17 protein-coding genes are annotated in these 13,128 nt (G+C 47.7%); 2 read left to right on the forward strand and 15 right to left on the reverse strand.

What is annotated here, in order from left to right; translation table 11 throughout:
* Positions 1–18 precede the first annotated feature (18 nt).
* From NFR55_RS03330 to NFR55_RS03365, 8 genes are all read right to left on the reverse strand, one after another.
* A complete protein-coding gene (locus NFR55_RS03330; RefSeq protein WP_251546204.1) occupies positions 19–1,077 on the reverse strand; it encodes a carbamoyl phosphate synthase small subunit in 1,059 nt (352 codons plus the stop codon).
* Between the two features lie 12 nt (positions 1,078–1,089).
* On the reverse strand, positions 1,090–2,499 hold the full coding sequence (gene purF, locus NFR55_RS03335) for an amidophosphoribosyltransferase (RefSeq protein WP_251546206.1): 1,410 nt from the start codon (positions 2,497–2,499) through the stop codon (positions 1,090–1,092).
* A 15-nt stretch (positions 2,500–2,514) separates the two neighbouring features.
* Positions 2,515–3,081 carry an ANTAR domain-containing response regulator gene (locus NFR55_RS03340; RefSeq protein ID WP_251546208.1) on the reverse strand — a complete coding sequence of 189 codons (567 nt, stop codon included), beginning with the start codon at positions 3,079–3,081 and terminating at the stop codon, positions 2,515–2,517.
* Positions 3,078–4,256 carry a glutamine synthetase family protein gene (locus NFR55_RS03345; RefSeq protein WP_251546210.1) on the reverse strand — a complete coding sequence of 393 codons (1,179 nt, stop codon included), beginning with the start codon at positions 4,254–4,256 and terminating at the stop codon, positions 3,078–3,080. The genes NFR55_RS03340 and NFR55_RS03345 overlap by 4 nt, the downstream gene beginning before the upstream one ends.
* Before the next feature lie 188 nt (positions 4,257–4,444).
* On the reverse strand, positions 4,445–5,221 hold the full coding sequence (locus NFR55_RS03350; protein ID WP_251546212.1) for a hypothetical protein: 777 nt from the start codon (positions 5,219–5,221) through the stop codon (positions 4,445–4,447).
* Positions 5,222–5,314: 93 nt separating this feature from the next.
* Positions 5,315–6,973: a phospho-sugar mutase gene (locus NFR55_RS03355; RefSeq protein WP_251546214.1), complete on the reverse strand. Its 1,659-nt coding sequence runs from the start codon at positions 6,971–6,973 to the stop codon at positions 5,315–5,317.
* Positions 6,974–7,040: 67 nt separating this feature from the next.
* Entirely contained in the window at positions 7,041–8,792 is a 1,752-nt protein-coding gene (locus tag NFR55_RS03360; protein WP_251546215.1) for an ABC transporter ATP-binding protein, read from the reverse strand.
* A gap of 5 nt (positions 8,793–8,797) precedes the next feature.
* Positions 8,798–8,986, reverse strand: a complete 189-nt coding sequence (locus NFR55_RS03365; protein WP_251546217.1) for a hypothetical protein — start codon at positions 8,984–8,986, stop codon at positions 8,798–8,800.
* A 120-nt stretch (positions 8,987–9,106) separates the two neighbouring features.
* Between NFR55_RS03365 and NFR55_RS03370 the strand changes: the two genes are divergently transcribed.
* Positions 9,107–9,616, forward strand: coding sequence for an adenylate kinase (locus NFR55_RS03370; RefSeq protein WP_251546220.1), 510 nt, complete (start codon positions 9,107–9,109; stop codon positions 9,614–9,616).
* Between the two features lie 29 nt (positions 9,617–9,645).
* Here NFR55_RS03370 and NFR55_RS03375 read toward each other — a convergent pair whose 3' ends face one another.
* The 7 genes from NFR55_RS03375 to NFR55_RS03405 form a co-directional block, all read right to left on the reverse strand.
* Positions 9,646–10,140, reverse strand: a complete 495-nt coding sequence (locus NFR55_RS03375) for a cysteine hydrolase family protein (protein ID WP_251546225.1) — start codon at positions 10,138–10,140, stop codon at positions 9,646–9,648.
* Between the two features lie 207 nt (positions 10,141–10,347).
* Complete coding sequence (locus NFR55_RS03380) at positions 10,348–10,680, reverse strand: type II toxin-antitoxin system RelE/ParE family toxin (RefSeq protein ID WP_251546226.1); 333 nt, start codon at positions 10,678–10,680, stop codon at positions 10,348–10,350.
* A complete protein-coding gene (locus NFR55_RS03385; RefSeq protein ID WP_251546227.1) occupies positions 10,670–10,930 on the reverse strand; it encodes a type II toxin-antitoxin system Phd/YefM family antitoxin in 261 nt (86 codons plus the stop codon). The genes NFR55_RS03380 and NFR55_RS03385 overlap by 11 nt, the downstream gene beginning before the upstream one ends.
* Before the next feature lie 286 nt (positions 10,931–11,216).
* Positions 11,217–11,477 carry a Txe/YoeB family addiction module toxin gene (locus NFR55_RS03390; RefSeq protein WP_251546228.1) on the reverse strand — a complete coding sequence of 87 codons (261 nt, stop codon included), beginning with the start codon at positions 11,475–11,477 and terminating at the stop codon, positions 11,217–11,219.
* Entirely contained in the window at positions 11,474–11,728 is a 255-nt protein-coding gene (locus NFR55_RS03395) for a type II toxin-antitoxin system Phd/YefM family antitoxin (RefSeq protein WP_251546229.1), read from the reverse strand. The genes NFR55_RS03390 and NFR55_RS03395 overlap by 4 nt, the downstream gene beginning before the upstream one ends.
* A 90-nt stretch (positions 11,729–11,818) precedes the next feature.
* Positions 11,819–12,199 (reverse strand): helix-turn-helix domain-containing protein, encoded by a 381-nt coding sequence (locus NFR55_RS03400; RefSeq protein WP_251546231.1) that lies wholly within the window; start codon positions 12,197–12,199, stop codon positions 11,819–11,821.
* Between the two features lie 256 nt (positions 12,200–12,455).
* Entirely contained in the window at positions 12,456–12,779 is a 324-nt protein-coding gene (locus NFR55_RS03405; RefSeq protein WP_251546233.1) for a hypothetical protein, read from the reverse strand.
* Positions 12,780–12,853: 74 nt separating this feature from the next.
* Between NFR55_RS03405 and NFR55_RS03410 the strand changes: the two genes are divergently transcribed.
* Positions 12,854–13,030, forward strand: a complete 177-nt coding sequence (locus NFR55_RS03410; RefSeq protein WP_251546235.1) for a hypothetical protein — start codon at positions 12,854–12,856, stop codon at positions 13,028–13,030.
* Positions 13,031–13,128: the final 98 nt, after the last annotated feature.

A 13,128-nucleotide genomic window follows, 5' to 3' on the forward strand; every position in this document is an offset into this window, starting at 1 on the left:
TTGCGTACTCCGTATTTATTATTTCATTAAGTCCATGAAGCGGTCGAACAGCAGATTTGTATCGCGCGGTCCTCCGCACGCTTCGGGGTGAAACTGCACCGAAAACGCGGGCATGTCCGTGTAATCGATTCCCTCGGCGGTCTTGTCGTTGGCGTTGGTATACCTAAGCACGGCTCCCTCGGGAAGCGTGGCGGGCACAACGGCGTAGCCGTGGTTCTGACTCGTTATGTAAGTTCTGCCGCTAACGCAGTCGCGCACCGGCTGATTTGCGCCGCGGTGTCCGAACTTTAACTTGTGCGTTTGCGCCCCGCGGCTGAGCGCGAGCAACTGGTGCCCCAAACATATGCCGAACGTGGGCAACTTGCGCTCGTTAAGTTTTTTGAGCTCCTCTATCACGGCTACGTTTTCCGCGGGGTCGCCGCCGCCGTTGCTGAGGATTAGTCCGTCGGGACCGAGCGAAAGTATTTCTTCCGCGGTTGCGTAAGAGGGCACGCGTATCACCGTGCAGTCGCGCCTGAGAAGCTCGCGCTCTATGTTGAGCTTAACTCCGAAATCCCACAGCACAACCTTTTTACTTCCCGTGCCGAGAGTGATAACTTTGTCGCACGTGGTTTCGCGAACGGCGTTTAGCACTTTATACGCCTTAATCTCTTTGAGTCTTTGGGGCGAAACGTTCTTTTTGTCGGTGATAAGACCGTTCATTACGCCTTTACTGCGTATCTTTTTGGTGAGCGCGCGGGTGTCTATATCGCACAGCCCCACAATGCCCTCTTTTTTCAAAAACTCGTCAAGCTCGCTTTCCATGCGGAAATTGCTCCCCTTCTCGCACAGCTCGCGCACTATGTAACCGCGCAACGCGGGCTTTTCGCTCTCGGAGTCGGGCAACATTGCGCCGTAATTGCCTATGAGCGGAAAAGTTTGCGTAACTATCTGCCCGTAATAACTCGGGTCGGTGAGAGTTTCCATGTAGCCCACCATGCCGGTGGTAAACACCACCTCTCCGAGCGTTTCGCCTTCCGCGCCCATCGCTCTGCCTTCGAACACGCTGCCGTCCGACAGTATCAAATACCTTTTCATTCCGTTCGCTCCTTAATTATCGTCGAATTTGTGTTTGTCGCCGCCCGATACCTCTATGGGATATTTTCCCGTAAAACAGCCGGTACAGAATTTAATTCCCTTTTTCGCCCCTATCTCGGTAAGATTATCCATATCGAGATATTCGAGGCTGTCCGCGCCTATCTTTTGGCAAATCTCGTCTACCGTCATGTGATTTGCAATCAGATTTTCCGCGCTGTCTATATCCGTTCCGAAATAGCACGGGTGCTTAAACGGCGGACTGGATATGCGCAGGTGCACCTCTTTTACGCCCATATCTCTCAGCGGCTTTATCATGCGCTCGCTCGTAGTTCCGCGCACTATGGAGTCGTCTACCAGGATTATGCTCTTACCCTCTATCTGCGCTCGCAAAGGATTGAGTTTCGCGTTTACCGTGCGCTCTCTTACCTGTTGCGACGGCTCTATGAAACTGCGCCCCATATATCGGTTTTTCACGAACGCGGGCGCAAACGGTATTCCCGACTCGAGGCTGTAACCGAGCGCGGCGTCCAGCCCGCTGTCTGGCACGCCGCACACGAAATCCGCCTTTGTGGGTTTCTGCCGCGCCAGCATACGCCCCATTTCAAGCCGCGCGTTATAAACGCTCAAGCCGTCTATGAAAGAGTCGGAACGGGCTATGTATATCATTTCGAAAACGCACAAACCTCGGCAAGAGGTGTCTTTCTGCTTGAGTATCTTTTCCTTGCCGCTCCTGTCTATGCTTATGAGTTCGCCCGGCTCTATATCGCGCACGAAATCCGCGCCTATGCAATCGAACGCGCAACTCTCGCTCGCAAACACGGTGGCTTTGCCGAGCTTGCCCATACATAGCGGACGAAAGCCGCACTTGTCACGCGCGGCTACTATTTTGTCGGGCGTGGCAATCACGAGCGAAAACGCGCCCTCGAGTATGTTCATTACGTTAAACGTCGCCTGTTCGAGATTACGGCACTTTATCATCTCGTCTATGAGCAACATGTTTATTATCTCGGTGTCGTTGGTGGTGTGAAACACCTTGCCGCCGCGGTTAACCATCTGACCGCGAAGCTCGGCGGCGTTGGTTATGTTGCCGTTGTGCGCGAGCGCGCACGTAAGGCGGGAATGAACCGTTTCTATGGGTTGCGTGTTTTCCACGGTGTTGTTGCCCGTGGTGGAATAGCGCACGTGCCCCACGGCTACGTTCGTGCAGGGAACGTGGCGCAAAAAGTCGCGAAACACGTCGTTCACAAGCCCTACGTTTTTATGGCATATGAGAGTGTCGTCGCTGTAAAACGTGGCTATGCCCGCTCCCTCCTGACCGCGGTGCTGAAGCGCGAGCATTGCCGACGCGGCATATCCCGCAGCCTGCAACGGCTCGGGACTAATTATACCGAATATTCCGCATTCTTCGTTAATCTTTCTCATAACTTTTTTTGTGCGTCAAACCTCGTACGTCTTGAGTATATCCATTGCCACCTCGGCGCGAGTGCGCCTTAAGTCCATGGCGCGTTTTTCTATGTGGCGGTGCGCCTGTTCTTCGGTAAATCCCATGTTTTGCATGAGTATCAGTTTTGCGCGGGTAACGAGTCGCATATCGTCTATCTTTTTTAAGAGGTCGCGCTTTTCCTCGAGTAGACGCGCTATGCGACAGTTGGTTGCCCGCACCATTTTAACGGCTCTGAAAAGCTCCGTATGGCTCAAAGGCTTTCCGAGCACTATTATGCCGTCGTCCTCCAATCTCCGCGCTATATCGTCGGCGTCTTTGCCGTCTACGATTATTATTACGCCGCCCGAGCCGCGAGCCGCGAATATCCTCGCAAGCTCCACGCCGCTGCCGGAAAAACTGTCGGAATACACAACGGTAAGCCCGAAACTCCGCTCGCTCGCCATGCGTTTCGCCGCAACGGCGTCGAATGCGAGAGCAATGTTCTCCGCGCCCGAACGACGTACCGCAGACGCCAAAGCCGAAGATATCTGCTTGTTTGACGCTACGATAAGTGCATTCATTCGGCAATCTCGCGCTTTGCGGCTACGTATTCGCCGAGTACTCCCTCGCCGAGCACCGACTTGAGCCATTCCGACTTTTCGGCGTTGTCGAGAGCGCGTCCCAAACTTATGGGCAGTTTGTTTCCTTTCACGTCGCCGCCGTGCTCTATTCCGTATATTCCCGCTTCGAGCAAAAGCGCGAGCATCAAAAACGGATTGCTGAGGCAGTCGGCGGAGTTGAGTTCTATGCGGCATTTGCCGCCCGCCGACGGCAATGCGCGAACGAACGAACCGCGCTCGTGATTTATTCCGCGTGCGGGCGCACGGCGTTCGTCGAGCAGTTTGTAACTGTCGGGCACGGAGTTGGAAAAGGCTATGAACTCGTCGGCTTTGCCTATAACTCCCGCAGTAAAGGCGTTCAACGCGTCTTGCGAAGCCTTTCCGCCTATTCCCTCGAGCGTGACGAGTATTCTCAGTCCGCTTCCCACGTGTTCGCGGAGCGGCTTTGGCTCGAACGAGGCGTGCATGCCGCTCAGTCTGCAAATATTCTTCACCGCCGACTTAAAATACAAAAGATTGCGTGCGGCGGCATACGGCTCGGTGGGCATAAAGTCTATTTCGTTCTGCCCCGGTCCCATTTCGTGATGACTCGCTGTAGGCACTATGCCCATATCTTCGAGACTGAGTATTATATCCCGCCTGATATTTTCGCCGCCGTCGTCGGGCGAACTGTCGCAGTAGCCGCCATTGTCTATGGGCGTATATGTGGGATTTCCCTCGCTGTCGAGCTTGAATACGTAAAACTCGCACTCCGTGCCTATTTCGCAGGCAAGACCTTTCTTTGCGAGCTTTGCCGCGGCAACCTCGAGTATGTGCATTGCGTCGCTTTCATAAAAAGAGCCGTTCGGGCGTTTGATGTTGGTGAGAACGCTTACCACTTCGCCCATTTGCGGTCGCCACGGCAGAACCGAAAGCGTTTTGGGGTCGGGAAAAAGCAGTAAATCGTCGGCGCAACTCATAAAGCCGGGAACGGCGGAAGAATTGAATAGGTATCCGTTTTCGAATATGCTCGGTAATTGTTGCGACACTATCGATACGTTTTTTTGCCGTCCGAACAGGTCGCAAAACGTCAGCTTGACGAATTTTACGTCGTTCTCTTCCACATATTGCAACACGTCTTTGGCCGTACTTTTCATACCGCTCCTCCTCCAAGGCATAAAATATGCGCCCGCCATTTTTTATCGGTCACGACGGACGCCCTTTACCTTCCTATCTCGGACCTTATCTATATTACTATAAGTCGGCGAAAAAGTCAATCGCTTTGGGCACGAACGAATAAAAAACCTTCCGAAACATTCGGAAGGTTTTTGTCAAGTCCGTTTTTTTACCCGTCCACCTCGGGGAGCGTAACGGTCACGTCATCGTATTTGAAATTGTGAGTCATTTCGGCTTCGGTCATTGTCTGCCCGTTCATTTTCATGGTAGCGGCAAAAACCGTCTTTACTATTTTGTCCGCCTTTACGGATATTTTTATGCTGCCCGTCATTGTCAATCCCGCGGGCGGCGCGTCCATATCGGGTGCCATAGCCATATAAATATCGAGCAAATCGCCGCTGAACGTATACACTTTCGCGCCGTTCGAGTTTATTCCGCCGTCGAAATCGTCGGCAACGGCAACGAGCTTAGCCATGTACCGCTCTATTATTCCCACAACCATGAAAGACTGGCTAAAGTTGCCCGAGTGAGCGCCCTCGCCGTACGTAAATTCGTAACTACCGTCTTCGTCCAACTCGGTTTTCATTTTCACGTCGTTCGGCGCGGTGTGGTATATGTACCATTTGTCGCCCTCGTGCTCGAAATACTCGGTTATAGTTTGTTTTTCGCCGCTACCGGACTCGGTAAACTGCGACTTGCACATGTACTTGTTGCCGTTGCGGCGGTATGCCGAAACCGACTCGTTGGTCACGCCCTGCATCGTGGCTTTATCCGTGATATCGATATGCACGTTTTTCATATCGTCGGACTGAAGCATTTCTTTCCAAGTCCGCGTTGAACCGGAATTATCCCCATCGCCGCTCGGCGTTTCGTCGCACGCAACGAACACGCACGCACACAAGCACGCGCACAAAACGAACGCAATACTTCTCAACAACTTTTTCATACACTTTTCTCCTTTATAATTAAGATAGCAAAAGTGTACCCCCCCCCGCCTTTTTGTCAAGCGAATTTGCGCATATTTTGTAATTTTTTGGTTTTACGCGAAGATTTTCTCCGTTTGAGCGAACATTTTCGCGAATATCTCTTCGTTTTCTTTAGGAGTGCTCGCCGCCGTAAAGTAAAGTTTTATGAGAGGTTCGGTGCCCGACGGGCGAACTATGAGTTTGCTTCCGTTTTCGGCTTCGAAAGAAAGCACGTTGGACTTTGGCAAATCAAGCTCGGTTTGGGTGAGGTAGTCCACCGTGCGCACTATTTTACTGCCGCCGAGCTCGGAAGGCAGATTTTTGCGCAAATCGGAAAGTAACGCGTTCATTTTCGCGCTTCCTTCCGCGCCGGGATATTCGTACGATTTGAGCTTGTGCTCGTAAGTACCGAAGCGAGCGTAAATTTCTTCTATGCGGTCAACGAGAGTTTTGCCCGACTTAAGATAATACGCCGTCATTTCGGCAACGAGCATGCTCGCAACAACCGCGTCTTTATCGCGCACGTAACTGCCCGAAAGATAGCCGTAGCTCTCCTCGTAGCCGAGCACGAAACGCTCGGTTTGCCCCTTACTCTCGAGTTTTGCTATTTCGCCGCCGATATACTTAAAGCCCGTAAGAACGCTCACGAATTCCGCGCCGTATTCCGCCGCCACTTTTTCGGCAAGCGACGTGGAAACAATGGTGCTCACAATCACGGGCTTAACCGGCAACGTGCCGTTTTCCTTGCGGCGCGAAAGCAAATAGTCGGTTAAAAGCACGCCTATTTCGTTGCCGCTCATAAGTCGGTATTCGCCTTTATGGCGCACCGCCGTGCCTATGCGGTCGGCGTCGGGGTCGGTTGCTATCAATATATCGCTGCCGCTCTTACGCGCAAGTTCGAGTCCGAGCTTGAGAGCTTCGGGTTTTTCGGGGTTGGGATAACTGCATGTGGGAAAGTTTCCGTCCGGCATAGACTGCTCGGGCACTACCACTATTTCGCTCACCCCCGCCCTTTTGAGTATTTCGGGCACGAGTTTGTATCCCGTGCCGTTGAGCGGCGAGTAGCAAACCTTGAGTCCGTCGGCGCGCCCTACCGAGCGCGAAGCCACGCACGCGAGATATTTTTCGGTTATTTCGTCGGGCGCGAATTCTATAAGCCCGCTCTTAACGTAAGAGTCGAACGAGTCCGCTTTAACCTCGAAAGCGTCTACCGCGTTGATGTAGCCTATCATTTCGGTTGCGGGTTCGTCGGTGAGCTGGCAACCGTCCGAGCCGTACACCTTGTATCCGTTGTACTTTGCGGGATTATGGCTCGCCGTTATCATCACGCCTATATCGGCTTTGGTTTCGCGCACCAAAAAGGACAAAAAGGGCGTGGGCATAAGCTCGCGCGTAACGTATGCCTTAATGCCGTTTGCCGCCATAACGCTCGCAACTTTCTCTTTGAACACGTCCGAATTTATTCTGCTGTCGCACGATACCGCAACCGTCTTTTGTCCGCACTTCAGCATGCGGTCGGCTATGCCCTGCGTAACTTTGGCAATGGTAAGCACGTTAAGACAGTTTGTGCCCGCGCCGAGTTCGCCGCGCAATCCGCCCGTGCCGAACTCGAGGTCTTTGTAAAAGGCGTTTTCTATGGCTTTCTTATCGCCTTTCATCGCCTTAAGCTGTGCGGAAATTTCCGCGTCGGTCACTTTCTCACACCACAATTCGTATTTTTCGGTAGCCGTCATTATATAAAAACTCCCTTTTGATATTGTTTTCAGTATATCACCGTTCGCATAAAAAGTCAATCGCGTTTTATGCCGTTTCCTCGTACATGGTGTAAAGCGACTTGTAAATTCCGCCCGCCGCCATAAGCTCGGAGTGCGTGCCCTGTTCGGCAACACCGTCTTCGGTAATCACGTAGATTTTGTCTGCGTTGCGAATCGTAGTGAGTCGGTGCGCTATAACTATGCTCGTTCTTCCCTTGCAGAGCTCGGAAAGCGATTTTTGCACAACCCGCTCGCTCTCATTGTCGAGTGCGCTCGTGGCTTCGTCCAAAATGAGCACGGGCGGATTTTTGAGAAACAGCCGCGCTATGCTTATGCGTTGTTTTTGACCGCCCGAGAGTCGCACGCCTCGTTCGCCGCACTCGGTATCGTACCCCTTTTCCAGCTTTTCTATAAACTCGTGAGCACCCGCCGCCTTCGCCGCCGCAATCATTTGCTCCTCGCTTGCGCCGGGCTTTCCGTACAATATGTTTTCCCGCACCGTTCCGTTAAACAAATACACGTTTTGCTGTACTATGCCCACGTTTTTCCTAAGTTCGCCGAGCGGAATATCGGCAACCGACGCGCCGCCTATGGTAACCGCGCCGCCTTTAACGTCGTAAAGCCTCGGAATTAAATTCGCTATGGTGGTTTTGCCCGCGCCCGACGGTCCCACGAGAGCGACGCTCGTACCGCTTTCCACAGTTACGTTCACGTTACTCAATACGTCTTTGCCGTCTTTGGAGTATGCAAAAGTTACGTTTTCGAGTTTTATATCGCCCGAGTAGTCCGTGTCCGTAACGGGACTTTGCGGCTCGGTAAGTTCGTTCGGCGTATCCATGATTTCGGCAAACCTGTTAAATCCCGACTTGCCCATTTGGAACTGCTCGCTGTACGTTATTATTACGTCTATGGACGAATAGAGCGTTTGCACAAACAAGACGTAAGTCATGAGGTCAACCCAATCCAGTCCGCCTATTCCCTTGGCTATAAAGATAGTGCCCGCCACAATGGTGAGAATATATAACAGTCCCGTGGAAAATGTAACTTCGCCGAAAAACAAGCCCATTATCTTGTAGGATTTGCTTTTAACCTCTATGAACTCGCGGTTGTCGCGCTCGAACTTTTGCATTTCCACGTCCTCGTTGCCGAACGAGCGCACAACGCTTATGCCCGAAAGCGCGTCCTCTATGTTGGCGTTTATTTCGCCCACCTTTTTGCGACGCGCCTTAAAGTTTTCGTCTAATTTTCCGTTGAGCAAAAACGCGAGCGCGATGAAAAGCGGCAACGATGCGAAAATAATGAGCGTGAGATACACGTTAATAAACATAAGGTACACGAATATGCCTATTATTCGCACGCCCGCTATAAAGAGTTCTTCGGGGCAATGGTGCGAAAATTCGGTGATATCGAATAAATCGTTGTTAACGCGGCTCATTAAATCGCCCACTTTGTTGCGGTCGTAAAACGACGCCGGCATTGTCATGAGTTTGCCGTAAAGCTCGCGCCGCAAATCCGCCTCGAACCTCGTTCCCATTATGTGCCCGAGCGTAATCATTACGTATCGGCATGCCGTTTCGAGCAGTTTAACCGCAACCATAACCGCACCGAGTATTAGCACGGCGGAAATCGCAACCGAGCCGTCGGACGCCAATCTGTTCAAAAGCTCGCGGACTATAACGGGAAAGGCAAGCCCCGAGAGCGAAAACAGCAGGGCGCAAAACAAGTCGAGCGCGAGCGTGCCCGCATACGGCTTGTAGTACGGCAAAAATCTTTTCAAAAATCCTTTTTTGTTCTTCAATTTATTCACCAATCCTGTTTGCGCAACGAAGGCGACTTCACGTCGTCGTAAAAATCAAAATACTTTTTCTTAAGTTCCGCAAGCTCCTCGGGTTTGCAGCCGAGCATTTCCTCGAGTTCGTCGGGCGCAAAGTCCGACATGGATATTTCGCCGTCGTATTCTTCGAACAGTCTCATCAAATCGCGTTCGGTCATACTCTTTCTCCTTTTGGTCTTCGCTAAAGATTATATCAAAAATATCGAAATATTTCAACCGAAAGCAAACATTTTTTCGCATCGCTTGCAAAAAATAGCAACGCGCTGTATAATATACGCATGGTAGTACTTATTACGGGCGCGACCCACACCGGAAAAACCGCTTTGGCGCAAAAACTGACAAACAAATACAAAATACCCTATCTCAGCATAGACCACTTGAAAATGGGACTCATACGAAGCGGTCAAACCTCGCTTACTCCCAACGACGACGACAAACTCACGCCATATCTTTGGTCTATCGTGAAAGAAATTATAAAAACGGCAATAGAAAACAGCCAAAATCTGATAATAGAAGGCTGTTATATCCCCTTTGACTGGCAGAAAGATTTTACCGAAAATTACCTGCGCCAAATCAAATACTACTGTTTGGCAATGACGGCTCGCTACATACAAAACAATTTCGACAAAATCGTTCGCTACGAAAACGCGATAGAAAGCAGACTTACGCACAATCTCGACAAAGCCGCTCTCATAGAAGAAAACGAACGAAACCTCGAGCTTTGCAAAAGCCGCAACTTAAATTATATACTCATAGACAACGAATATAACGCAGAAATCGAACTATGAATTTTTCAACTTAATCCCCGAATACTCTATTACATATTAAGCAATTCTTGCAACGCGATAACTTTGCAACCTTTGCTTTCGTAATACCGTAGCATTTCGGGGATTTTCTTTTTATCGTAGCTCGTTACGCAATCGGATAATACGGTAACGCCGTAATTTTCTTTACATAAATTGTAACAAGACGATTTAACGCATGCAACGGCGTCCGCGCCCGTTATATAAAACTCGCCTATTTCGTTTCTTTTTACGAAATCCGCAAACTCCTCGCACGTGAGCACATTGCCCTTATATTTGGTAAAAATATCGTTTGAAACGATTTTCAGTTCGGGAACAAATTCCGCCCCGCGGGTATCGTGTTTGAACGTACGCGTTCCCGCCGACAAATTCTCGTGCCTGATATAAACAACGCGCACGTTGTTTTCCGTCGCCCACTCTATAGCCTTATTTACATTGTTTATAATTTCTTTATAATTTTTGGTTATATCGTTTTGTAAATCTATCACAACCAAGGCTTTATTTTGCATTTTCTTACTCCCTAATTTTATTTGCGTTTCATCTTTGAAAATAAAAAACGGCCGCAAATTCTTTCACAGCCGTTTGGTGCGCCATCAGAGGCTCGAACTCTGGACACCCTGATTAAGAGTTTCCTCTTAAAAACGCCCGTTTTTATATTATAATTTTCTAAGGTGTCGCGCGCGCGATTATTATTACCGCCCTTTCGAGCGGCTTTTTTATTCGGATAATCCGGTAAAAAGTTTTATTAAATCCATTTTTGCATAACGAAAGTAAAGTATTCGCAGTAGTTTTTCCTCTTCTCGGATACGATATACGAGCGTATAGTTTTTTACCGGAATATGTCTGAATTCGGGATTATCAATTAAAAAGCACGTGCAGTTTGGTTGCGCATAGGGAAACTTGCATATTTGCTCTATGGTTTCGTCAATGCTATCCAATAAATCAAGCGCGGCTTTCGGATTATGTAAGTTTTCCGAAATATACTGCGCAGCTTCGTCCATATCCGTATTGGCTATTGGCGTTAGTTTGTAAATGTATTTATCCGGCATACTTTTTCCTCAGCGCTTGCAACGTTTCCGGACCGTCAAGTAATTCTCCTCTTTCGGCTTGCGCATCGCTTTCCATAATGCGATTGTAGGCTTCTAGCTGCGCAAAGCGGCTTTCGTAAGCAGCCATACTCATTACCACCATATCGCCGTAACCGTTTTTGGTTACGTAAATAGGTTCGTTGGTAGCGTTGCACATTTCCGAAACTTTTGTGGTATCGCGTAAATCTCTAATAGGAATAATTTGCGGCATAACGTTAAACTCCTTTTTATATTAGTGTAGCATTATTATATCATAATTATGCGGCGTTTGTCAAGAGGGTTACAAACAAAAACTGCTATCCTATTAAGACAGCAACTCTTTAATGGCTTTTTGGATTTTATTTGGTGCGGAGTGATATTTGCGTAGAAGCTCGGAGTCGGAAGCCGAAAGCGTTGGAGCGGTCCGGGCATTTATCGTGTTATGACTGTTTACCGTATTGCCGTTCCCGGATACGTTCGCGAATAAAATTCAAAACCGCCCTTTCGAGCGGCTTTTTTTATAAGTTTTCGTAATGAGTCCACATTGCAAGTATCTTTACCGTTTGTTCATCTTCGTAGACTTCATATACTAAACGGTGTTGAATATTTATACGGCGAGAATATGCACGTTCCTGGTCTACAAGTTTTTCGTAAGGCGGTTGCATCGGCGTTTCTTTTAGAACTTTTAGTAACCGTAATGCTTTTTGTTTGTAGGTACTTGCAATGATTTTTTCGTAATCCTTTTTTGCTTGCTTGGTAAAAGTAATTTTGTAGCTCATTGCAATTCTTTTTCCCAATCGATTTCAACACATTCCGAAAGCGGCGTATTTATACCTTCAATAAGTTTTTCTCGCATACCCGGAATACTGTATAAATAGCAAGTTTCTTCCAAACTACGTAAATATTCTTCACTAACGAGTGCCGCATTACCGTTCTTTGTAGTAACTATAATTTTTTCGTCATTGACTGCTACTGCATCCAAATAACCAAAAAGATTTTTGCGTAAAGCTGTTGCATTGGTAATAGACATTGTTTAATCCTCCCATAACTATTATATGTACATTATAATGTACGTTAAGCATTTTGTCAATAACTTTTTGAAAAAAAAGTTGCTTTCAAATTACGACAGCAACTCTTTAATAGCTTTTTGGATTTTGTCCGGGGCGGAGTGATATTTGCGGAGAAGTTCGGAGTCGGACTCGGAGAGCTGCGCAACCGTGCGCGCGTGGATCGTGTTATGGCTGTTTATTGTGTTGCCGTTCCCGGATACGTTTCCGGACGAAATAACGACGTTTCCGAAATCGTCTTCCCTACCGAGCAAATAATCGGCTGTTACCTCAAAAAAGTTAGCTAATATTACTATTGCCGTATAATCTGGTAATCGATTGTAATTCAACCACCCACTAATTGTTGCTGGGGGTATTCCCGTCCCTCTAGATAAATCTCTTTGGGACAAATTTCTTTCATTTAACATTTCTTTAAGATGTTGTTTGAACTCCATAAAAATATTTTATCATAAAATATCTAATTAGATATTGACAAATCTAATTAGATACTGTATAATGCTTTTATATCTAATTAGATACACGTAAAAATTTTGGAGGCAACAAAAAAATGGAAAAAGAACCACCTATAGTGGTACAAGTAAAAAACTGCGAAGAATGCAATAAGAAGCTATCTGGCAATTTTTTTGTGATGTTTTATCCGACAGCGGGTGTGGCAATGATTTATTGCGACGAATGCGCAAAGGAATTGGGCTATATTGATGATTCGAAATGTACCGAATATTTATCGAGTGAAGCTAAATAGGCTTCGTAAATATCTGCTTTTAGCATCATGAACATTGTAATTGGATGTACTTCTTCATAAAATTCGTAAATTACATTTGTTTTTATGGCTTCTGCAATAAATTCCTCTTCTGTCATTTTGAGTAAAACAAGTGCTATTCTATGTGGATTACTTTTGGCGGAAAGCCATTCGATAAAATCTTGCAAACCATTTTCGGTTTCAAACATTTTAACCATAACTTTGTTCATATGTCGAATTTTACGTTGTAATTTGATACGTTCACTGGCAGTCATATGGGTTAGCTCCTTTAGAGGTTTATTTATCAGTATAACACAGTAAAACAAAAAATTCAAGTATGGAGGCAACAATGAAAAATACAGTAGAGAGATTATTGCGTGAAGAAAAAGAAAAATATCCGCAATTCACCAAGTGGCAATTATTTGCTCGAGTACGCGCTCGAATAATGAGCGAATACAAGCAAACGGAAACTGCACAGCAATTGCATATAGCATTAAATCTAATAGAAAAAGAAATTCAATTTTAGGTAGGCAACACAATGATACCCATAGATATAGGCAAGTTTCAGTTTTTATCGCATGGTGTAGACATAAAACGGTGCGGGGACGAAAGTGTGCGGTTAGT

Source organism: Pumilibacter intestinalis (assembly GCF_943193005.1).
GTDB lineage: Bacteria > Bacillota > Clostridia > Christensenellales > Pumilibacteraceae > Pumilibacter > Pumilibacter intestinalis.